Here is a 22,542-nt window from a genome sequence, read left to right on the forward strand (position 1 = left end):
GGCTTATCCGGGATTAATACTTGCCAAAGTCATCTTTCCGCCGGGGTAAACTGCTGGCAGCCGCTTCCTCAACCGCTTCGGCCGGCGGGGCGCTATGCTTCTTTTCCGCCAGATCCTCCAGCACCTTCATGAACTCCGGGTTCAAATTCTGGACTCCGGCATGGGTATAAGTCTCTTTCCTGAGTTTAAACTGGTTGATCAAATCCTTTAGCAACTGTGCCTGACTCGACAGTTCTTCGCTGGCGGAAGCGCTCTCCTCCGAAGTGGCCGAGTTGGTCTGCACCACCTGCGAAACCTGGGTAATGGCCTGATTGACCTGGGCGATTCCCGAAGCCTGCTCATTGGAGGCAGTGGCGATATTGCTGACCAGATTGGCCGCTTCGGCCACTCCTTTGACAATCTCTTTCAAAGCTTCGGCGGTACCATTGGCCATTTTGGTGCCGGCTTCCACCTTCTTGATGGAGCTTTCAATCATTTCCGTCGTCTCTTTGGCGGCATTGGCGCTCCGCGCCGCCAAATTGCGGACTTCCTCGGCCACCACCGCGAACCCTTTACCGTGTTGGCCGGCCCGGGCCGCTTCCACCGCCGCGTTCAGGGCCAGGATATTCGTTTGGAAGGCGATCTCATCGATCACTTTAATGATCTTGGAAATATTATTCGAGGAATCGTTAATCTCCAGCATCGCGCTGAGCATCTCTTGCATCTGCGCGTTCCCCTGAGTGGCCTTGTCGCGCGCGGCCGAGGCCAGTTCATTGGCTTGACTGGCGTTCAAAGCATTCTGTTTGGTCTGGGAAGCGATCTCTTCAATCGTTGAAGTAATCTCCTCGATGGAGCTGGCCTGTTCGGTCGTTCCCCGCGACAGACTCTGACTGGATATGGAGACCTGACGGGCGCCGGTAGCCACCTGGTCGGCGGCGGCATTGATGTTCTTCAGCACGTCATTATTCTTGTCGATCATCTCATTCAGCTTCGTGCCCAGCAAGTCATTGGGGGATTTCGCCTTCACCTGGATGGTCAAGTCGCCGGCCGCTATTTTTTCGACCGCGAAGGCCTGATCGCGGATATTGGCGATCATCTTCGCGAACGCCTCCATTAAGATACCGATCTCATCCTTCGTCTCGGCGTGCACCTTGACGGTGACGTCGCCCAGCGCCAACTGCTCGGCGGCAGCCACCATTTTCCGAATCGGATTGCTGATCAGGCGGGATATCCAAATGCCGAGCGCGATGGCGACTATTACGGCGATGGCCACGATGATCACCATCGTCAGGATGGTGTTATCCGTGTTCCGGGTCAACTGATCCGAATGCTTCTGGCCGTTTTCGATCTTGTAATTGACCAGATTGGTGATGGCTTCTTCGACGGCGTTTGCCAAGTCGCCGCCCTCATTGCGCATGATGGCGATGGCCTCCGCGTCTTTGTCGGCTTCGGCGGTCCGGATGATGGTGTCGCGCACCGGAATAAACTTTGCGATGGCCTCTTTCAAACGGTTGAACTCGTTGCGGACCCGGGTAGTGCGGATGGTTTTTCCGAAAGCGGCAAGATTCTCGTCGATGATCCGGTCCGATTCAACGAGCTTCTTTTGGTATTGACTTTTATCGGCTGCTGCATCGGCCAGGATCGTCTCGCGCATCGCCACCCGCTCAATCTGGAAGGCGATGGCCACCTGGCCGATCTGAGCTTGCGCCAGGCCGTACTGTTCATATAAATCCGTGTACTTGGCGTCGCTGTCTCTTAAATTGAGAATTCCCACGATTCCCAAGATCCCGGCGATCGTAGCGACCAGGATGAAGCCGATCAGTAATTTCACTGCAATCTTCAGGTTATAAAACCATTTCATCGATGTTACCTCCTGTTATTTGTCCATGAATCCCTTCGATGTCTTGAAAAAGCGCTTTTAAAAGCCATGTGATAAAGTCCTCAAATTCGGAAATCATCCTTTCAATGGACTAAAAAACGACTTTATCACTTGCTTTTCTGAGCTTTTGTGCTCACCCTGGCCTTCGGACAGGGTTTATCACAACGCTTTTAAGCGATCGAGCTTAAGTTTTCCAACTCGGCGCCGTCCAGCAGCCGGTCGCAGTCCAGCAATAGCTTGACTTCATTACCGACCTTGCCGATGCCTCTCAGGAAACGGTGCTGAGAGCCGTCGCCCAGCGCAGGCGGGGGCGCGATCTCATCCGCCGTGATCGGCAGCACTTCCGAGACCGCGTCCACAATTAATCCCACGGCAACCGCCCCGACATGGATGACAATCGTGCAAGTCCGGTTGGTATATTCCCGGGCCTCTTTTTTGAAGCGCAACCGCATGTCGATGACCGGGATAATCTTGCCGCGCAAATTGATAATCCCTTTGACATAGGCGGGAATCTCCGGGATCTCGGTAATGGCCTGCAGGCCGATGATCTCGGTCACGTACCGGATTGCAATCCCGTATTCCTCGTTGCCCAGGGCGAAGGTAAGGTACTTGTCTTTTTGGGAATCCTCGGCCAGTTCCAGTGGTTCTTCTTCCAATCGGTTCACCATCTTTGCTCCCTTCCTTGGACGTATCCAATGATTTAATTCACGAAGCTTGTCATGTTTCATCCCTTCCGTGCCATTGCGCCTCCCATGCTTCCAATTTGAAACTGACGCTCCGTTTTTACCCGTTTTTTGAATTCATTGCTAACGAAAAAGCGGAAAGACAATGCCGAAGCCGAACTTGCAGGCATTACCTTTCCGCCTTGAGTTGCCTTAACCGGTCGCTTATCGAGACTAGCCTTTTCAACTCCTGGAGAAGTAACGAACCGGATCATATGATTTTTTAACTACACTTATCTTTCATCCGCAAGGGTTTATTGAAGATCAACACCATAACCTGCTGGTCGTATTGGAAATCAAAATCGAAGATATAATTGTTCAGCTTCACCTCATAGTCTTCGAATAACCGGTTAAATTGGGTCTTGAACCTGGTATCGATGATCTGCTTGCGAATATCCCAGACCAGTCTTTTATTCTCTTCCGAAATACGCAGCAACGTTTTTTCCAGGGGAGTTAAAGAATCTTTGATGGTCAGATGCAAGCAGTTCTCATCGATATGGACCTTTACGATGCTCGGACCTTTGCCAAGGGAATTCTTGCATTCCTCAATCACCATACGGACGATCTCTTTTGTTTCCATATTCACCTCAGCGCCTTCGCATCAATCCAATGACGCCTTCGACGGCCATAGTGAAAGAATTCCAACTTTGAACCCCCCCTATTCATTTGTAAACCCCATTTCCCCATTAGCAATCCTTTTGGATAATCCTTTTTGAGCCGGTGGAGCGAGACGGTTTGCCGAAGGATCTTCTTTCCGGGCTTGACCGCAGCGGAGCGAAAACCGGTGCAAATAAAAAAGGTAATGCTTAAATAAGACTTAAGCATTACCTTCCCCTGAGCCGTTGCCTTAACTTTTTCTCTCCTGAAGAAAAGTCTTTTCAACTTGCGAAAGAGGTAACTTAACCGTCGCCTGACAACCGTTTGGGATAATGCAGCCACCGCCGGAGCATTCTGCTCCCTGCCCAAAGGTTGCCTTAACCGGTTCTCTCATAAGAACGGCCTTTTCAACCCGGTACAGAGATGACATAACATCTCCGCATGAGGCTTCCCGACATAAAAAAAAGGAATTACTGACAAAAAAAGATTGTATATTTGGTTTCTGATATATATTTCTATCTATCGTCAGGCCGATTCAGTTCCTTTAGCAAAAAGTTTCCGTAAAAAAATGCCAGATTGACAAAAACCGTTTCCATCAGCCCCCTCTTCGCCAGGAGCTGCCGGACTCATCTTTCCTCTTCATCGATCGTAATCGATGGCCTGAAAGAAGAGAACCCGATAAAACCGCGTTTTCACCCCATAAACCCGTCCTAATCGGCCGAAGTTCAGAATCCGGCGAAGGAAGAGCCCGGGAGGCAGGGAATGACTCCGGACGCCAAAGGAAGCGGAACCGTTCCCTGCCGGATGGGCTGCCGATCCCGGAGCGGTTTAACGCGGTATACAGACCGGCTGGCCGGGTTGGAGGGCGTTGGGATCCCGGAGATCGGGGTTGGCTGCCAGCAACTGTTGCGGGGTCAGGCCGTAGCGCCGGGCAATGGCATAGAGCGTATCGCCCGGTCGGACCCGGTAAATGGTTCCGCCATAGCAAGGGAAGGGACCGCCGCCGGGGGCGGGCGGCAAGCAGACGGTCTGACCGACCTGCAGGCGGTCGGGGTCCAGGCCGGGATTGATGGCTAACAAGGCATCGAGCGGATAGCCGAAGCGGCGGGCGATCCCGATGAAGGTATCGCCGGCCTGGATGGTGTAAGGCCGGCCCGGGCAGGGCTCGACGCGAGGACCGGCCGGGATGCAGATCCGCTGACCGACCCGCAGGCCTTCGGGATGAACCCCGGGGTTGGCCGCGAGCAATGCCTGGACCGCGATCCCGTACCGTCCGGCGATCCCGTAGAGGGTCTCCCCGGCCAGCACCGTGTAGGAGAAGCCGCCCGGACACGGCCCCGGCGCGACAGCCACCGGAATACAGATCGTCTGGCCGATCACCAGGTTACCGGGGTTGACCCCGGGATTGGCGGCCTGCAACGCGGCCACGGTGGTCCCGAAGCGAGACGCCAGGTTATAAAAGGCGTCACCTGGCCGGATCGTATAGGCCGTTCCGCCCGGGCAGGCGTCAGGAGATAAGTTGACGGACATCGAATGGACCTCCTCAAACGCTAGGAAAGCGAACACATCGAATGATACTGTTCGTATATCCTATTCTGGACATGAGGAAGCGGTGTCCCGGATCCGGACAGTTTACCCGGGCGCTCGGCGGTTGGCCGTTTCCGCGGGGCCAAGGAGCCGCGTTGGTCCGCTCCCGGCCGATTGTAAATCATTCCGGGATCCTCGCCGGTTCATCGCCGAGGCTCAAGGGGATGGCTCGGGATGGCATTCGGCTTTGCCCAGCACTTTCAGGAGCTGCCGATGGTTGATCTCCGTCATCAAACCTTCCTTCAACCAATGCTTCGGGCAGCCGCTGTAGTTCAGCAAGACGCATTGGACCGGAATGCCCAGGGCCTTCACCTTCCAGCCGCCGGAGAGCAGGTTGAGCACGCACGCCACGCCGACCACGCCCAGTCGCTCCCGGACTTCCGGCGCGGCGACGCCCCGGGCGAAAAGCGACGATTCATGCGGCACGAAATAAACCTCGAAATCATACTTCCGGCCCAGCCGGGTCAGTTGTCGGACCCCGCACCCCGCCGCACATTCCCGGCACTGCCAACCCAAAGCGGACCGCACCGCCCGGCAGCCTCCCCCGGGCTCCCGGCGCAGACAAGCGGGGAGCAATACGGCCTGGCGCGGCCGGGCCAGAAACTCGGGCCGGAAGGCCCGGTTCATGAGCGCCGCGCCCACCATGTTCAAATGATACTCCTCCCGCCGCCGGCCGCAGAAGACCCAGTCCTCCCGGAAACGATAGCGGGAATGCTCCTCCGCCAAAAAACGCTCCACCTCCGGCGTATACCGGCCCAGAACCGCCGCGCTCTCCCGCGCGAACCAGGCGGCGCAGTCGCAGGCCCCTGCCAGGATCCGGGCAGCTTCCTCCGGCGTCCGGCGCCTCAGATAAGTCCGCCAGGCCCGGAGCCGGATGACCTCCTGGCCGAAGTCTCCGGTGGCGCGGAGCCAGCGCAATAGCTTGTCGAGCTGAGCCAGGGTCGGCGCCGCATCCGGCGCGGAGCGGGACGGATAATTTCCCCAAGCCGTCAGTAAAATGCCCCTTCCCCAGTCGGCCGCGGCCTTGAATAACGCCACGCGGCGCACCCCGGCCAGCCCGGCGGAAACATAAAGCGGCAGTGGAGCGGCTCCGAGAGCCGCCCCGCCGACGGTCCGCCATAATGTCCCCAGCATCAGCAGTTCCAGGCCATACTCCGGCCGGCTGCGCGGCGTTTCGATTCCGGCCGCGCCGACGAAAGAACGGAAATCGTCCAGCCACGGTCCGAATGAGGCTTCCATCGCTTCGAGCACCTGGTCCGCGAAAGCGTCCACATCCCGATAGTATCCGTCCGAACCGAGCGGGTGGTTCTGCAATTGATAAGGGAGGAGCGGCATGGCGACACCTGCTTTTTGGGAATTCACACCCGATTTGATCGATCCGTGTTGCAATCGATCCTCAGGGTATTCCTAATTTATCATACCAAAATCCATCGGGATGGGCCAGATCCTCTCGGCCAGCCAGGGAACGGACGAGTATCCAAATTTTTGAGGGGAATGCATATCCTCTCAAATGCGTGGAAAATTAGCCCCATGAATAAAGACCCCTCTCCTGACGCTTTGATCAATTTCATCAGCGGTCTCGGCTACAAACCCATCGATCTGGAGGTCCGGTCGGTGGTCGCGGCGGATCATTCCCTGACCCACCTGGTGTTTCGGAAGGGTTTGGCCGATCCTGCCATTCTGACGGATACGCTCTCCCAGGCTCCGAAACTTTCCAGGCAAAGCTTTGCCCCCTTCGGCGAGGTCCTGGTCTATGAGGAGGCGAGCCGTCTGACCGAGGCCATGAATCAGGGCGCCACCATCGTATTCCTCGAGGATCACCAGCCTTTTGCGGTGCTGACTCCGGCCTGGGTCAAACGGCCCCCGGGCGAGCCGCTGATCGAACGCTCGATCCGGGGTTCCTATCATGCGTTCACCGAGGACATCTTCGACAATTTGGCGGTGGTTCGCAAGGTCCTTCCCGACGCCAACCTGGTCGCCGAAGAGCTGGCCATCGGGCAACGGACCCGGACCAAGACCGCTCTCGCCTACCTGCAGGACGTGGCCAATCCCGATCTCGTTCAAGAGGTGCGGCTGCGGCTGGCGCGGCTCCGGATCGATGCCGTCCTCGACTGCGGCGTCGTCGAGGAATTGATTCAGGACTATCCCTGGACGCCGTTTCCGCTGAACCAAAGCACCGAACGTCCGGATAAAGTCGCCGGATATCTGCTCGAAGGAAGGGTGGCCGTATTCATCGACAATTGTCCCCGGGCGATCGTCCTGCCGGTATCCCTCAACGATCTGTACCAATCGCCCGACGATTATTATTTCAATTTCTGGTCCGGCAGCATGATCCGGATCGTCCGTTTCGTGGGCAGCCTGATCGCCGTGGCCTTGTCCGGCCTCTATATCGCCCTGGTCGGAGCCAGCCCCCAGCTCTTGCCGATCACCCTGGGCCTGGAGATCGCCGGACTCCGGGTCGGCATGCCGCTGCCGCTGCCGATGGAGGTGATCCTCACCGAATTGATGGTGGAGCTATTTCGGGAGGCTGGGCTCCGCCTCCCCGGCGGCATCAATGTCTCCATGGGCGTCTCCACCGGGATCCTGCTCGGCCTGGCGCTGGTCATGACCGGCTATATCTCCACCCCGACCATCATCGTGGTTGGCCTGACCGCCATTGCTTCCTTCTCGACCCCTAACTTTTCGGTCGGCTTCACCTGGCGGGTGCTGAAATACTTTCTGATCCTGGCCGCCACTTTCCTGGGGTACTATGGCTTCATCCTGGGCGCGGTGTTGATCCTGGCCCATGTCGCCAGCCTGACCTCTTTCGGTTCGGCCTACGCCTCCCCCTGGGGTCCTTTCCAGCTTTCCGGGGTCCCGGATTCGCTGATCCGGTTCCCGCACCGTTTGCGCAAGAAACGCCCGTCCGTTGCCAAACCGCTGCAACAGACGCGGCAACAGAATTCCGGCGAGGAGTAACTGTTACGGCGATGAATCATCCGTTGACCAGTAAATTGTATCTGCCGCTGATCCTCATGTCCATTCTGGGTTTCGGGATAATGTTCCACCCTTTTACCTTGAATAAAAACATCGGGGTCAATGCTTATCTCACCATTGTCTTCGGCTTCCTCCTTGCGGTCCTGGGGCTTTTGGCCATCCGTGCGCTGCTGGGGAAGTATCCGGGGGAATCGTTGATCGACTGGGGCAACCGGCTGCTGGGCCGGGCCGGCTGGCTGGGGTCCGGTCTGGTGCTGGCCATCGTCCTGGTCTTTACCGTGCTCGCGGTCCGCCGGCTCACCGAACCCATCGGCACGTCGATCCTTTTTCTGACCCCGGAATGGGCCAATATCCTCAGTTGCGTTCTGGTCATCACCTATATCGCCCAGCTCGGCGAGGAAGCCCTCGGCCGCCTCTGCTCCATCTGTTGCGGCCTAATCCCGGTCTTCGGCCTCAATCTGCTCCTGGGGTTTGGCAGCGTGACCTTAGCCCAGGTCCATCCGGCCTATATCATCCGGGATCTCCGCTACCTGAACTACTGGTGGGCCGGGCTGCCCGGCTTCGTACCGGTGCTGCTGATCGCGTCCTTGATCCGGACCCGGGATTTCCGGGACCGTTTCCGGTATGTCCTGCCCACTGTGGGCCTTGGCGCGCTCATTCTCGGGATCACCGCCTTTGAGATCGTCGGCGTCTTCGGCGCCGGGGGGATCCAGCGCTATCCCAGACCGGTCATGGCTTTTATGGGAACCATCCGCCTGGCCCAGGAGTATTTTTTCCAAAATTTCGTGTTGACCACGCATCTTTTCGTGTTTACCGCCCAATCGCTGGTTATCGCCACGGTCCTGCTGCGGGTGCTGGCCAACGGGATCATCGCGCTGTGCCGCATTCCCCGGAAACGCAGCCGTTGGGTGATTCCGGCGCTGGCGGCAGTGGTCTATCTGTTGACCCTGTTTTCAGACCTGATCGTCTATGCGCGGTACAACAACCCGCTGATCATCTCCGGCAGCTTCTTCATCCTGGCCTACCTCGGGATCCTGTGGTTATTATCCCGGCTCAGGAGGGACGGCCGGCCATGAGCGTCATCAAATTGGCCCGCGCGGGCCTCTTCGCATTGCTATTGTCCCTAACCGGCGCCGGCTGCTGGGATATATCGCCCATCGAGGACCGGGCCCTGGCGCTGATGCTCGGCCTCGACCGGGTGGGAGACGGATACCGGGTCAGCATCCAGGTGCCGACCATCTCCAATTTCATTCAAACCAATAACGGCGGCGTCCAACGCGACCAACACGCCTTCCAGGCTTTCGTGGAGCAAGGCGCCTCGCTGGCGGGGATCTTTCAACGGCTGGAGGATGAGAATTACCGGATCCTGATCGCCGGATCGGTAAAAGTGATCATCGTCTCGCGCTCGCTGGCCGAACAAGGACTCTCGCGACTGCTTGCCAGCTTCCTGCGGCAGCCAATGATCTCCCCCCAGACACTGTTGCTGTTGGCCATCCAAAGCCCGGAGGAGGTTCTCCGCTGGCAGCCCGGCTTCAAAATGCAACCGGCCCTCATCATCGGGAAGCAACTCCGCGCACCCTTGAAGCGATCCTTCTCCTACCCCATGGAGCTTTGGGAATTCGTCGCCAGGGTGGACAACCGGGCGCCCGACCCGTATCTGCCGCTGATCCGGATCAATCGGGCCAACGGGAGTTATTTGCTGGAAGGCCTGGCGCTCTTCCGCGACGACAAGCTGGTCGGGTTCCTCAGCCCCGAGGAGGCCTACCTCTTTGGCATCTTGAGCGGCAAAGCCCGGAAAGCCATCATCCAGTTCGCCGCCGGGCAGGACTCCGTTACGCTTCACAACGTCTACCACCGGACTCGCCTCGACGTGGTCAGGTCCAACCACCGCAACATCCTGCGGATGCGGATCGCGGTCAAAGGGAGCATCCTCGATCTCCCTCCCTCTATGGAGACCGACCGGCCGGAAAACCTGGAGTATCTGAAGGAAGAGGCGCAACGCCAATTGACCGCCCGCATCGGCGGCCTCATCAAAAAGTTCCAGACCCTCGGCGTCGACCCGGTCGGTTTCGGCAATCAGCTGATCATCGCCGGCGTTCCGGAATGGCGGGAGACCTTCCGCCAGATCCCCTTCCGGATCCAGACCACCATCGACTACCGCTATACGCCGCCCGCCCGTTGAGGCGGGAACGGCCGCCTTCCGCCGGGACCCGTCCGCCGTTCCGGCATTGGGGACGCTTATTTTCTACGTTCTCCTCGCCTCCGGAGCCTCAACCTATGGTACAATAAATGCGATGTCAAAAATTACTGCGAGGATGGATGAACCATGTTTCCTGCCTGGGTGTATTATGCGCTGGGGTCGGCTTTTTTCGCCGGACTGACGGCCTTGTTCGGCAAGATCGGGGTAAGCGGAATCAACTCCAACTTGGCCACTTTTTTGCGGACCATCGTGGTGCTGCTCTTTTCCGGCGGCATTGTGCTGGCGACCGGGGGCTGGCAGAATCCGGCCCGGTTGCCCCAGAAGACGCTGGGGTTTCTGATTCTGTCGGCGCTGGCCACCGGAGCGTCCTGGCTCTGTTATTACCGCGCCCTGCAACTGGGGCCGGCCTCGAAAGTAGCGCCCATCGACAAGCTGGGAGTGGTCTTCGCGATGGTGTTGGCCTTCGTCTTTTTAGGCGAAAAAGCCGACCTCAAGACGGTCGGCGGCGGGCTGCTCATCGCGGCCGGAGCCCTGGTCATCGCGTTGAAGTAAGCCTCCGGCGGGATCCGGCGGCGGTCCGCCGTTCTTGAGGAGGTTCGCAAAGCCGCGGCGACTGTCGCCATACCTGCTTCAGGCCTGCCGGCGTCCGCGGCGGCGATTCCGGTTCCCCTGGCGGTCACCGCCACAGTGGCAGCGCTCATTGCCGGAACTGAGGCGGTGACTGCCAGGGTTGCGGCGGGGAACCTCATGATTGCGGCGATCGTTGCCGCGGTTGCGCGCGAGGCTCCGGTCGCCGCGGCGGCGACCGCCACAGTTTCGTCGCGGCTCAAAACAAACGCGGCAAAGGCCGCCGCTTTTCCTTTTCCAAGCCATGACGCTCTGGCGAGGGGCGCCGCGGCGCCGCCGGGAACTCCGGGACGGCCCGGACGCTTCCGGTTTCAGCCCACGCCGGATCAAAATCCTGCCACGGCCGCCCGTCGTGATTCAAGCGCCGTTCTCTTTGGCTGCGGGCAATTGGATGGTGAAGGTCGTGCCCACCCCGACGGCGCTGGCGACGCGGATCGTACCGCCGTGGTTGGCGATGATCTGCTTGGCGATGGCCAGTCCCAAGCCGGCTTTCCCTTTGGAGCGAGAGGCGTCCACTTGGTGAAAGCGGTCAAAGATCTTCTCCAGGTGTTCGGGGGGGATCCCTTCGCCGCTGTCGGCGATGCTCAACTGGAGGCTTTTCCCGGCCGGGCGCAGCGCGATCCGGATGCTGCCGCCGGCGGCGGTATGGCGGATGGCGTTGTCGAGCAGATTCTCAATCACCCGCCGCAGATGGGATTCGTCGCCATGGCATAGCGCCGGACCGCCGCTCTCGGTTTCGAGCCGGATCTGCTTGGCAGCTGCCAAAGGCCCGAAGGATTCGGCCACTCTGGCGACGACGTGGTCCAGGGGAAAATTCCGTTTCTCCAACACATACTGGTGCGAATCGATCCGCGCCAGGAGCAACAGCTGCGAAACCAAGCCGGTCATCTGTTGCAGCTCTTCGTTGATATTGTTCAGCCAATCCATCTGTTCGGCCACGGTCTCCCGGGGGTTGCTGAAGACCACGTCCAGATTGGTCTGGATAATGGCCAGCGGGGTCCGCAATTCGTGCGAGGCGTCCGCCAGAAAATCTTTCTGCTGTTGCCAGGCCTTTTGGATGGGAGCGATCGCCCGCTGGGCCATAAAGAGGCTGCCGGCCAGCGACAGCACAAGAAAGATGACTCCGGTGACGATCAGCGAGACCACCAGCGACTGCTGGATATTCTTGTCCTGCCTCAGGTCCTGAAAGATGATGACCGATCCCGCCCCCTTGGCGAGGGCGGTCCGGTAGTAATAATAGCTGGAACGGGAGAAAGCGACGGTCCCGCTCTCTTTACGCGCCCCCATGATCTTTTGCACCGTCCCGGAGAACTCCGCTAGCAGCGGCTCCATTCCGGGGGACTGAATCATATTCCCGGCGGGTCCGGTCTTAACGAAAAAGACCGGCGCCAAAGGCCGCTTAGCGGGGGGCTTGGGACCGAAAGGTTCCAGTAGCCGGACCGGCGGCGCCAGAATCCGGATCCGCTTCTCCAGTCCGGACGGGTCCCGCTGTTTGAGAAGGCCGAAAGCTTCCGGCGGTTTGGGAAAGCCGAAAGATTGCGGCGGTTTAAACGGATCAAAAGGCCGCTCCCGGCCGGGCTGGGGAGGCCGCTGGTCAAAGGGGGGAAATTCCGGCACGGTGCCGGATTTGATGAGCGTAGCCAGCCGTTTCGAAAAAAATTCGGCGTGGCTGATCATTTTGATCTGCAGCAAAATATAAACTCCGATGGTGAGCGAGACAAACAGCGCGGTAATGATGGCCAGATTGGTGAAGATGAATTGGAGTCGCAGTTTACGAAACATCGGCTTCTCCCTTGATAAAATACCCCACGCCGCGAACGGTCTGGATGCAGGAAGCGGAGAGCTTCTTCCGGAGGTAATGGATGTAGAGATCGATATTGCCGAATTCGGTCTCCGAGTCGTAACCCCAGACCCGCTCGAAGATTCGTTCCTTGGTCACCACCTGCCCATGGTTCCGCATCAGGATCTCCAGCAGCAGCGCCTCCTTGACGCTCAGCTGGATCGTAGCCGCGCCCCGGGTCACTTCACATTTGAGCGGATCCAGGATCATCCCCGCCGCCGCGATGGTGTCCCCGACCCATTCCTTGCTCTTTCTGCGGGCGAGCGCCCTGAGCCTGGCGAGGAGCTCCTCCGTGGCAAAGGGCTTGATGAGGTAGTCGTCGGCCCCCGAATCCAGCCCCTCCACCCGATCCTGGGGGAGGTCCTTGGCGGTCATAAAGATCACCGGCGTATGAATCCCCTGCCGGCGCAGTTCCTTGATGACCGACAAGCCGTCGTTGCCCGGTAACATCCGGTCCAATACGATCAGGTCATAGTTTCCGCTCTCCGCCATCTCCAGGCCGGTGATCCCGTCGACGGCCACATCGACGATATAGCCGTTCTTGCGCAACAGATGGGAGAGGGCTTTCACCAATTTTATCTCATCCTCAACGAGCAACAATCTCATAACAACCGCTCGGACCTCCTTCTGCCCCGGTCCCGGCCTTTCGGCCGGCTGCCGATGCAAATCTGACGTTTCATATCCATGCAACACCCTCATTATCGCATAGCCGGTGAAACAAAACCATGTTTCGATGCTACCAGCCGGTTTCAGCTACATTTTTTGGGAAATGCCGAAATCCCTGCCGCCATTTCCCGAAGAAACCAGGACGAAATGAAACCTATTTATAGCATAAGCGATGTTCCTTTGAATTTCATTTACATTTCAAAGAATTTTCAAAGATCTTTTCTTAGCCAAATCAATAATTGCCGGGGCCCCTCCGGGCCTACCCCGCACTGCAAAAATTAAAATTTTTTTCCTTCGTCAAAAAGGCTTCAAACTAAATACAATTCCAACATTCACCTGCGAAAATAAAAATAGAATCAATTGTCCAAGGACGGATAATCTTTACAAGGTTGTAGTACCGAGGGTGTTCGCATGAAATTATTATTGGTGGAGGATGAATCCAAACTTGCCGAAGCGCTATCACACTTGTTAAAGAAGAATGGCTTTGTGGTCGATGTGGCACTGGACGGCGAAACAGGACTGGAAATGGCTTGCATGGGGATTTACGATATTATTGTCCTCGATCGCATGTTGCCGCAACAAGACGGGCTCTCGTTGCTCTGCGAATTTCGCAGGCTGGGGCATGACACGCCAGTCCTGATTTTGACCGCCAAGGACTCGCCGGAAGACCGGGCGGAAGGCCTGAACGCCGGCGCCGACGATTATCTGGTGAAACCCTTTTATAGCGTCGAGCTGTTGGCCAGGCTCCAGGCACTGGGACGCCGCAGAAATAAAGACCTGGTTGAAAACGTCCTGGTTGCTGACGATCTGGTTTTCGATCCGATGCGCGGCCAAGTCATCAAAGACGGCGCGGTCATCCAGTTGACCGTGAAAGAATCGCAACTTTTAGAACTATTAATCCGGAATCACGGCCGGGTCGTCACCAAAGAGCTGATCGTTCAAAAGGTATGGGGATTCAATTCCGACGCCGAATTTACCTCCGTCAACCTTTACGTCCATTATTTGCGGAAGAAGCTGAACATCACCAACCTCAAGACCGTCCGGGGAGTCGGATATTATCTGCAAAGAAATAAGAATGTCGCCCAAACCGCCAACTAAAAACCGCCGAATCTCTTATGCTTTTCAAGCCGCCGGTAATCAACCCGGTGGTTTTTTTTCTATGGATGCCGGCTGCAAAAAAATTCCTGAAAGGCGTGGACTAAACATAATTCCAATATTCAATTTAATGGATTTCCAATATTCCGGCCCGATGCCATCAGTAATTCCCATAGAAAGGCGGTGTTGCGGATGATGCGGTTACGCCGCAAACCATGCGGCAGAGATCCTGCCCCATTCCCGATGCGGTAGGGCCAAACATTTTTCACCGGTTTTGGCAGGCCAAGGAAATGGGCTGTCAAACCATGACCTGACCCAGATCAGTACGGATGCTTCATTAAAAAATCAAGGAGGAAATCACAATGGGTATGATCATCAATCACAATCTCTCGGCGTTAAACACCTACAATCAGTTGAACCTGAACAACACCGCCATGAACAAGTCCCTGCAGAAACTGTCGTCCGGCTATCGCATCAACGCCGCCTCGGATGACGCGGCGGGCCTGGCAATCTCCGAAAAGATGCGCGGCCAGATCCGCGGGCTCGACCAGGCCAGCGAAAATGCCCAGGATGCGATCTCCATGGTCCAAACCGCCGAGGGCGCGCTCGATGAGACCACCAACATCCTGCAACGTATGCGCGAGCTGGCCGTCCAGTCCTCAAGCGATACCAATACCGACTCCGACCGCCAAAACATTCAGGACGAGATGGACGCCTTGATCGAAGAGATCAACCGCATCGCCAATGACACCGAATTCAACACCAAGAAACTGCTGGACGGTTCGATGGGTTCCAAGACCGGCGACGTTGCCAATGTCCTGTCCAATACCGCTCTTGATACGGCCACGGCGGCAACATCGACTCTGACAACTCTGAATGACAGTGATACCAACAGTTTGGGTATCAGCGCGAGCGACACCGTCACCGTCAGCTACGTTAAGAATGGCGAATTAATCAGCTATGATGTCACGGTAGCCACGGACACTACTCTGGCCGACCTGGCCGATGCCGACGCCAACGGGACCAATACCGATGACGATTTCACACTGACGGTCACCGCCGACGGCGTAATCACTGCCACCGCTAACACCGCAGGAACCGCCGACGCCGTTTACGGTCTGACCATTACGGTCAAAGATGCCGACGGCGATACCAATACCACCGCCACCAACGCCTTGTCCAGCTTCACCCAGACCACCAAAGCGCAGGACAAACGGAATGACGGTTCATCCACGGTGCTCATCGGGGCCAACACCGGCCAAAGCATCAATATCAGCATCGACAAGATGGATGCCGCTTCGTTGGGCGTGGAGGGCCTGGACGTCAGCTCCCAGGATGCCGCGGATATCGCCATCAAGGTGATTGACACCGCCACCTCGGTCGTCACCACCGCCCGTTCCAAAATGGGCGCCATTCAGAACCGCCTGGACAGCACCATCAATAATCTGACCACCTCCAGCGAGAACCTGACTTCCGCCGAATCCCGGATCCGCGACGTCGACATGGCTTCGGAAATGGCCAACTATACCAAGTTGAGCGTTCTCAACCAGGCCGCCACCACGATGCTGGCCCAAGCCAACCAGCTGCCCCAGCGGGTGTTGACTCTGTTGCAAGGCTAACCTAAGGGAGTCTCCGATTCCCAGTGGTACAATTCCTCAAATATCCATAAATTAAGCGCCCATTCCTTTCGAGGGATGGGCGCTCTTGACTCTCGGTTCATGTTGAATACGAGTTACCCTTTGGCGTTCAACCGGTTGCCCCGCGTCAGCGGCGCCCAGCGCGCCTCATATTTTCTCATCAATTGACGCTGCATCCGGATCTTTCGCATTTCCGCCCCGATACGCTCCCGTTCCGCCTGAGCCTCCCGCAACACGCTGTCGCTCCGCTCCAGTACCGCGGCTTGTTGGGCCGCGACGGCCCGGATGACATCCGCCATTCCAGCTTCGGACCGCTCGTCGCCGGTCTCGGTCAGATCCCGATCCACAGCGGCGAGCTCCTCAATGAGCGCCGCGCGCTCGCGCAGCAGGCGCCGGATACCTCTCATCTCCCGGCGGCGGATAAAACGGCTCTGCGTTTCGGTATTCGCGGCGATCTGTTCCAAAATCCGCTGTTTCCGCAGCAGGCATTCATGCTTTCCAGCCCGGCTCATGTCGCTCAACTCCCTGAAAGATAGGATTGCAATGCGGACAGTTGCGCGTTCATCTGGGAGATATACGTTTCCAAGGCGGAATACTGTTCGTAGAGACGATCTTCCTCATCGTCCAGGCGGTCTTCTTCCTTGTCGATCTTCTCCTGATAATCGTTGATCATGTCGGTCAAGGTATTGTCCGTATTCGACGCGTCATTTTCGATACCGGCCTTCTCCAACAAAAACCCTTTATTGCCGCTGTTATCCCGGATGCTGGAGATGTTGTCCTGAATGATGTCATAAAAACGGTAGGCAATCCCTTCCTGTTTATAGCGGGTCTGCCGCTCGGAGGAGCTCAGTTTACGGACGGTGGTCGTCCCCGAGTAATCGGAGGACTGCTGGGTGAAAAGTTCCATCACCTGATCGGGATCGCTTTGGATCGCTTCCTTCAGCTTATCCTCGTCAATATACAGTTTGCCCTTTTCATCATAGGTCCCCGTGGTGATCCCGATGCTGGCCAGAGTGGACGACTGACCGGAAATCGAATCATAGAGAGCCATCCGCAGGTCGTCGAGGAGACCCTGCAAAATGGAATCGTTGCTCAACAACCCGGTTTTGGCCTTTTCATTCCAATTCTCGATCTCCTCGTCGGACATCTCATCTTCCTGCGCCTCAGTGAGCGGCGGATAGTCGGAATCATACTCGGCCGAGAGTTCGCCGTTGATGGTGCTGATCAGCGCATTATAATCGTCCACAAAACTCTCAATACTGTCGTAGATGGCGTCGACATCCTGGGTGAGCGTGATCGTGGCGGCCTCGGTGGTCTCTTGATTGAAGGTATAGGTAACGCCGTCCACCGTTACCGTATTCGAGCTCCGGGTCAAACTCTGCCCGTCGATAGTCACCTTGGCATCGGTCCCGGCGGTGGATTGGTTCAAAGCAGCCGACAAGAATGTACTGCCGCTCTCGCTCACGGATAAGGTTTTTTGCGCGCCCGTCGTGGTGGCAGTCAACACCAGTCGGTCGTTCAACTCATCGTATTTCAGGGTCGCTCCGGCGTCACTGTTGTTGATTTCGCTGATCATTTCCGAGAGCTTTGTATCTTTGTCGAAAGTGAAACTGACGCCATTGATGGACAATTCGACCTGGCCGTCTTCATTGAATTGAAAGCTGCTACTCATCGTGGTGGCCAGCGTCTCCAGCGTATCGGTGGTGCTGATCCGGTTGGAGAGTGTGGTGCTGCTAAAGCCCAGGGCGGTCAAGGCGCTGGAACTGCCGGAACTGCTCGGTTTACTGATCGTTATCGCTTGGACGCCGCTATCGGTGGCGGATTGGATGGTCAGGATCCCCGATTCGTCTTCGCTCACCGTCACCTTGCCCTCGCCCACCGCATCGTCGATGGCTGCCTGGAGCGAATCCAGATCCGTCACCGAGCTGTCCAGAGTCACCGTGGTCTGCGTGCCATCCAGCGAGATAACGAAACTGGTACCGGCCAGTGAATCATAATCCGCCGCCGTGGTTCCCTGGATATCCGCTGACAGCCGGCTGCCGGTCGCCAGCGACGCCGCCGTGGCCAACTGGCTGACCTCGACGGAATGGGTCCCGGACGCCGCGCTGCTGGTGTAGCTCGCCGTGACTGCACTGGAGCTGCTGGTGACGGAGAATTGTTGAAAAGTCGTCTCGCTCATCAAATTGCTGGAAGAAGTAGTATCAAAATACTTGCTGGCAAATGCCTGAATATCTTCGATAATACTCCGGTATGCTTCCTGGCGCCATTCCGCCAGCTGCTGTTGCTGCTGCAGTTTGTTCAATTTGGTTGCTTTGGCGGTCATCAGCTGTTCGACGATGGAATCCACGTCAAGGCCGGAAGATAGACCGCTGATTACGGTTCGGCCGTTGACAGTGGTCGAAGATATGCTACTGCTGGAACTGGACATTCGTCTCGCCTCCTTGCTTTTTTCGGTCAGGAACTCTTACAGCCTGGCAATCCGCATCGGTTAAAAGATGCGCGGTCAGGTCAAGAAATCCACCAGGCTTTTCCCGATCACTTTCGCCCCCACCGTCAAAGACACCTCATAAACATATTCGGCGCTCGTCAAATCGATGGAGGCTTCGGCCACGTCCACATCTTCATTGTTGCTCATGAGAGTGGTATAGGTCTCGACATCGTTGCTGATCCGGGTTTTGGCCATGCTGACGTAGTTCATTCTGGCTCCCAAGTCGGCGCGGGCATTCAGTACCCGTTCGTAATCGGCATCCAAGTCGGTGAGCACATCATCCAGATTCAGATCATGCGTCTCGACTGTGACGGTCGCCGGATCCGCCGAATTGTCGATTTCGGCCGTTTGATAACTTGTTGCGCCGTCCAACCCCAACAACAGTTTGTCAATGGAATCGAAGATGTTTGTTCCGGTTCCCTGGCCGGTGACGTCCTGGCCTTCGACATTCACCGCAATCTGAGAGCCAAAACCGATATTATACTTGATGGTCTGCGCCGCCTCGCTCTGATACATCTGGTCGGCGTTACTGGTGCAAAAGTCGGTGAAATCGCTCTCACTGACCTCTGTTGAGGTCGGTCCGCCAAGGCTGAGATATTGACCCTTGAAGGTAACCTTATCCCCCGCTGCGGTCGATTCAATGGCATACGGCGCCTCATCGGTGTCATATCCGGCAAAAATATAGCGCCCGGCGTACGAGGTGTTCATCACATCGACCACTTGCTCTTTTAATTCCCCGACCTCTTCTTGGATGGCTACTTTATCGCTGTCGCTCAAGGTATCGCTGGAGGCTTGAACCGTCAGCTCCTTGAGCCGTTTGATAATATCGCCCAAGTCGCTCAGGGCGCTGTCGGTCACTTCCTGCCAGGAGGCGGCGTTCTCGACATTCTTCTGATACTGCTCCGCCTTGGCGACATAGTTGCGGTATTTAATGGCCCGCGTCGCCACCACCGGATCGTCCGAAGGCAGCTGAATCTTGGATTGAGTGGACGCTCTCTCCTGCGCCTCGCTCAACCGCTCCAAGTTTTGATTGAGATTCCAGACCGCCTTGGCGGTCATCATGTTGTTGGTAATCCGCACCGCTATCACCCCTATTCGTTGACCATGTCGATGGTCGTCTGATAGATCTCATTCCAAGTCGTCACCAGTAACGCCGAAGAATTGTAGGCCTGTTGGTATTTGGTAAGATTGGCCGTCTCCTCGTCGGCAGAGACTCCGGAAACCGAAGTCCTGCGCTCATCGATGTTGTTGGCGATGGTACTTTTATTGTCAGCCAGGCGTTGGGCATAAGAGCTACTGGTGCCGAGCGTGGAGATGATGGAATTCATGAAATCCTCGGGCGTGCCCTTATTGAACATCTGGCTGTCCTGGCAAAGCTCGATCAGGTCGGCGATGTTTTCACTATTATCCGCTTGACCGGCGCTGGAAGACGCCGCAATCTTCCCCACATCCTCCTGAATATCCAGAGCCACGGAGATATTGGCGGCGGTGATATTGGCATAGCGCGACTCGGTATCGCTGCCGCTGTTCATGAAATCTTCCGACGAACAATCATCGTAGGTAAAAAAGCGGATCCCGGTGGAGCCGTCGCTGCTGTAGCCGCCGGCGTGGCCCGCATAATAAGTATTGCCGTCGGCGTAAATACCCTCATTGAAGGCTTCGGCGAAGGTCCGGGCGAATTCATCCAATTGGCTCAGATAATAAGGAATGCCCTTGTACTCCGACCCGCCGGCACCATCCCGGATGTCGAGATAACCCTTAAGCGCGCCGCTATCGGGCTCGAAGGCCTCTCCCGTATCCTGCCACTGGATTTGATACAGGCCATCGCTGTCACTGGTGCACTCCAATTGCCGGGCTTTGTCGCCGCTGACCAGCGTGGAGCCATTGACAGTGACATTCAGAATGGTGTTAACGGTGCCGTCGGGGTTGGTTCCGACCACCGTTTCGCTCACGCTGATGTCGACGAGTCCGGAGAGCTTGTCAAGCAGCAACGTGCGCTGATCCTCCAATTCATTGGCTGTCGCGCCCCCGGCCGTCGCCTGCTGAATCTGGTCATTCAATTTGGCGATCTGCTGGGCGTAGGAATTAATCTGATCCACGGTCGTTTTGACCGAGGTATTCAGATCATCGCGAATCATCTCCAGCTGAGCGGCGGCGTTATTGAGATACTCGCAGAGTGAGTTCGCGGCCGCCTCGACCGAAGTCCGCACCGAAGTATCACTCGCATTATTGGACAATTCTTCGAGAGCGTCATAGAAATCATTCATCACTGTCGAAAAACCATCGTCCGTCGAATCGCTGAAGACTGTCTCGATCTCCGTCAGCGCATCGGCTTTGACCTCCCATTCGCCCAGGGAAGTATTGGCCCGCCAATACTGATTGTCCAGACTGGCCTGGCGGATTCGCTCGACCGAGGTCACCTCGGACCCTCCGCCAATGATCACTCCCCCGCTGGTAGAGGCGGGCGTGCTCACGGAGGTCTGGGCTACCGTCTGCCGGGAATAGCCCTCGGTATTGGTGTTACTAATATTGTTGCTGGTAACCGACAGCCCGGCTTGACTGGAGTATAAGCCGCGCGTGGCGATGCTGAGACCCATAAACGTAGAACTCATTTGGATCACCTTCCCTGCTGCAACGAGAACCGCGGAAGATGGCGAAATGGCATACTGCCATCTCGTGCCCTACTTCACTCCCAGTGAAACAGCCATCCCCAGGGCCACGTTGCAGTGAATTCATTTTTTACCGTATCCTAAAAAAGTCACGAACCCAGATCTTCAATCAATTCTGCCAAAAGACTGTCCACCGTGCTGAGGACCCTGGCATTAGCGCTATAGGCGTTCTGATACATCATCAACTTGGTCATCTCTTCATCCAGCGAGACCGATGAGACCGACTGGCGCTGGGTATCGGTCTGCTGGACCAGCGCGCTTTGGGTATCACAATAGCCGCCGGCCGTGTCGCCCGTGGTCGCCACCCAGGAGATTAAGGATTGGTAGAAATCGTTCATATTCATAGATAACCCGTCGAATACGAAATTTTCGGCATCGGTGAGATGATAAATCGCCTCGGCAATGGTGCTGTCTTCCACTCCGCCCTCGACGGAGGTGACGATCTTATCCACATCAGCCACGATTTCCGGATTAACCTGCATATTGCTCAAGCTGAGCGGTTGGCTGGAATCGACGGCCACAAAAAAATCGAGTCCGGCATTGTCGTCCAGATCGGTCCCGGATTGATGCAACTCATTGACCTGGTTGGCGATGGTGGTCATCAGATCGTTCAGGCCCTGCCGCAAATTGCTGATGGAACTGGAGGACCCCGCCGTGTAACTGTACGGGAAGGACGTAATATCCTGAACCCCGCTCTGGTCGCAATCTTCCAGATAGGCTTTGAGGGTACCGCTGGTGATGTTCGCCGTGCATCCGAGACCGGTCCATTGCACTTGCAAGGGGTGCTCCGCCGAACCGTCGCCCACTGTCTCCAGCGTGCGCACCTCATCGCCCCGCACCAACGATACGCCGCCAATGCTGACTTCCAGGACCCCGCCGGACTCCTGGACCTTGATATTGGCCAGGCCGGACATGGTATCCAGCAGGCTGTCCCGCTGGTCCCGCAGATCGCCCGCTTCTCCGCCATTCAGTTCCAACTGGGTGATCTGACGATTCAAATCGGCGACTTGCTGCGCGAGAGCGTTCAGTTGGGCCACTCCGTCCTGGACTTGAGCCACCGCGTCCAACTGCAACTGTTCCAGTTGTTCATCGATATCCTGCATGATACTCAATAGGCTCATGGCATTCTCGACTACGGACTGCCGGCTGCTTTGGCTGCTTGGGTCCTTGGCCAGCTCTTCCCAACTATTGAAGAAATCCGTCAAGGTCTGTTGCAAGCCGCTGTCGGAACTGTCGTCAGCGGCCTCGAACTCGCTCAAGGTCTCCTGAATCTCCTCCAGGTTGGCCTCCTTGACCTCCCAATAGCCCAGGTCGGCATTTTGCTGGCGATAGGTCTGATCGAGCAGCGTGTTGCGCGCCCGTACCACCTCGGTCATCCTGACGCCGGTTCCGGTGGTGCTCCCCCCGGACTGGGCCACAACCTGTTCCGCGCTGCCGACCTGTTTCCGGGAGTAACCGGTGGTATTCACGTTGGTGACATTGCTACTGACCACTGCTAGTGAACTCTGGTTCACCGCCATTCCGGTGACCGCGATATTATAACCCGTGAAAGTTGAAGCCATCGCTTGCACCTCATGTTC

The 22,542-nt window shown here is 56.9% G+C and carries 18 protein-coding genes; 6 read left to right on the forward strand and 12 right to left on the reverse strand.

All coding sequences use genetic code 11. From position 1 onward, the window contains the following. Nucleotides 1–13: 13 nt before the first annotated feature. The 5 genes from EDC14_RS23365 to EDC14_RS23385 all read right to left on the reverse strand — a co-directional run bounded on the left by EDC14_RS23365 (nucleotide 14) and on the right by EDC14_RS23385 (nucleotide 6,153). A complete protein-coding gene (locus EDC14_RS23365; protein WP_132016973.1) occupies nucleotides 14–1,840 on the reverse strand; it encodes a methyl-accepting chemotaxis protein in 1,827 nt (608 codons plus the stop codon). Between the two features lie 188 nt (nucleotides 1,841–2,028). After that, entirely contained in the window at nucleotides 2,029–2,526 is a 498-nt protein-coding gene (locus tag EDC14_RS23370) for a chemotaxis protein CheW (protein ID WP_132016975.1), read from the reverse strand. Between the two features lie 277 nt (nucleotides 2,527–2,803). Continuing rightward, nucleotides 2,804–3,160: a Na-translocating system protein MpsC family protein gene (locus tag EDC14_RS23375; RefSeq protein WP_243663095.1), complete on the reverse strand. Its 357-nt coding sequence runs from the start codon at nucleotides 3,158–3,160 to the stop codon at nucleotides 2,804–2,806. Between the two features lie 845 nt (nucleotides 3,161–4,005). Next, entirely contained in the window at nucleotides 4,006–4,707 is a 702-nt protein-coding gene (locus EDC14_RS23380; RefSeq protein WP_132016979.1) for a LysM peptidoglycan-binding domain-containing protein, read from the reverse strand. A gap of 213 nt (nucleotides 4,708–4,920) precedes the next feature. Further along, nucleotides 4,921–6,153, reverse strand: coding sequence for a DUF116 domain-containing protein (locus tag EDC14_RS23385; RefSeq protein ID WP_132016981.1), 1,233 nt, complete (start codon nucleotides 6,151–6,153; stop codon nucleotides 4,921–4,923). A 141-nt stretch (nucleotides 6,154–6,294) separates the two neighbouring features. Between EDC14_RS23385 and EDC14_RS23390 the strand changes: the two genes are divergently transcribed. From EDC14_RS23390 to EDC14_RS23405, 4 genes are all read left to right on the forward strand, one after another. Further along, a complete protein-coding gene (locus EDC14_RS23390) occupies nucleotides 6,295–7,722 on the forward strand; it encodes a spore germination protein (RefSeq protein WP_165908267.1) in 1,428 nt (475 codons plus the stop codon). A gap of 11 nt (nucleotides 7,723–7,733) precedes the next feature. Beyond that, a complete protein-coding gene (locus EDC14_RS23395; protein WP_132016985.1) occupies nucleotides 7,734–8,816 on the forward strand; it encodes a GerAB/ArcD/ProY family transporter in 1,083 nt (360 codons plus the stop codon). Continuing rightward, entirely contained in the window at nucleotides 8,813–9,922 is a 1,110-nt protein-coding gene (locus EDC14_RS23400; protein ID WP_132016986.1) for a Ger(x)C family spore germination protein, read from the forward strand. Before EDC14_RS23395 ends, EDC14_RS23400 begins: the two co-directional genes overlap by 4 nt. Nucleotides 9,923–10,066: 144 nt before the next feature. Beyond that, nucleotides 10,067–10,492, forward strand: coding sequence for an EamA family transporter (locus tag EDC14_RS23405; RefSeq protein WP_132016988.1), 426 nt, complete (start codon nucleotides 10,067–10,069; stop codon nucleotides 10,490–10,492). 432 nt (nucleotides 10,493–10,924) lie between these two features. On the opposite strand, the gene EDC14_RS23410 is transcribed toward EDC14_RS23405, so the two are convergent. Both EDC14_RS23410 and EDC14_RS23415 read right to left on the reverse strand, forming a co-directional pair. Then, nucleotides 10,925–12,349, reverse strand: a complete 1,425-nt coding sequence (locus tag EDC14_RS23410; RefSeq protein ID WP_243663094.1) for a sensor histidine kinase — start codon at nucleotides 12,347–12,349, stop codon at nucleotides 10,925–10,927. Then, nucleotides 12,339–13,013, reverse strand: coding sequence for a response regulator transcription factor (locus EDC14_RS23415; protein ID WP_132016990.1), 675 nt, complete (start codon nucleotides 13,011–13,013; stop codon nucleotides 12,339–12,341). The genes EDC14_RS23410 and EDC14_RS23415 overlap by 11 nt, the downstream gene beginning before the upstream one ends. Before the next feature lie 471 nt (nucleotides 13,014–13,484). Here EDC14_RS23415 and EDC14_RS23420 point away from each other — a divergent pair, with 471 nt between their 5' ends. Both EDC14_RS23420 and EDC14_RS23425 read left to right on the forward strand, forming a co-directional pair. Then, nucleotides 13,485–14,171 carry a response regulator transcription factor gene (locus EDC14_RS23420; protein ID WP_132016992.1) on the forward strand — a complete coding sequence of 229 codons (687 nt, stop codon included), beginning with the start codon at nucleotides 13,485–13,487 and terminating at the stop codon, nucleotides 14,169–14,171. Between the two features lie 365 nt (nucleotides 14,172–14,536). Continuing rightward, nucleotides 14,537–15,787, forward strand: a complete 1,251-nt coding sequence (locus tag EDC14_RS23425; protein WP_132017023.1) for a flagellin N-terminal helical domain-containing protein — start codon at nucleotides 14,537–14,539, stop codon at nucleotides 15,785–15,787. A 113-nt stretch (nucleotides 15,788–15,900) separates the two neighbouring features. Here the strand turns inward: EDC14_RS23425 and EDC14_RS23430 are convergent, their stop codons facing one another. The 5 genes from EDC14_RS23430 to flgK (EDC14_RS23450) form a co-directional block, all read right to left on the reverse strand. Next, nucleotides 15,901–16,317, reverse strand: a complete 417-nt coding sequence (locus EDC14_RS23430) for a hypothetical protein (protein ID WP_132016994.1) — start codon at nucleotides 16,315–16,317, stop codon at nucleotides 15,901–15,903. Between the two features lie 5 nt (nucleotides 16,318–16,322). Beyond that, the gene (fliD, locus tag EDC14_RS23435) at nucleotides 16,323–18,233 is read right to left on the reverse strand and encodes a flagellar filament capping protein FliD (protein WP_132016996.1); all 1,911 of its coding nucleotides are present in this window, start codon (nucleotides 18,231–18,233) and stop codon (nucleotides 16,323–16,325) included. A 75-nt stretch (nucleotides 18,234–18,308) separates the two neighbouring features. Beyond that, on the reverse strand, nucleotides 18,309–19,373 hold the full coding sequence (flgL, locus tag EDC14_RS23440; RefSeq protein WP_132016998.1) for a flagellar hook-associated protein FlgL: 1,065 nt from the start codon (nucleotides 19,371–19,373) through the stop codon (nucleotides 18,309–18,311). Nucleotides 19,374–19,384: 11 nt separating this feature from the next. Further along, the gene (gene flgK, locus EDC14_RS23445; protein WP_132016999.1) at nucleotides 19,385–20,905 is read right to left on the reverse strand and encodes a flagellar hook-associated protein FlgK; all 1,521 of its coding nucleotides are present in this window, start codon (nucleotides 20,903–20,905) and stop codon (nucleotides 19,385–19,387) included. A gap of 146 nt (nucleotides 20,906–21,051) precedes the next feature. After that, on the reverse strand, nucleotides 21,052–22,524 hold the full coding sequence (flgK, locus tag EDC14_RS23450) for a flagellar hook-associated protein FlgK (protein ID WP_132017001.1): 1,473 nt from the start codon (nucleotides 22,522–22,524) through the stop codon (nucleotides 21,052–21,054). Between the last annotated feature and the right edge of the window lie 18 nt (nucleotides 22,525–22,542).

Origin of the sequence: Hydrogenispora ethanolica (assembly GCF_004340685.1) — a bacterium.
In the GTDB taxonomy this organism is placed as follows: domain Bacteria; phylum Bacillota; class UBA4882; order UBA8346; family UBA8346; genus Hydrogenispora; species Hydrogenispora ethanolica.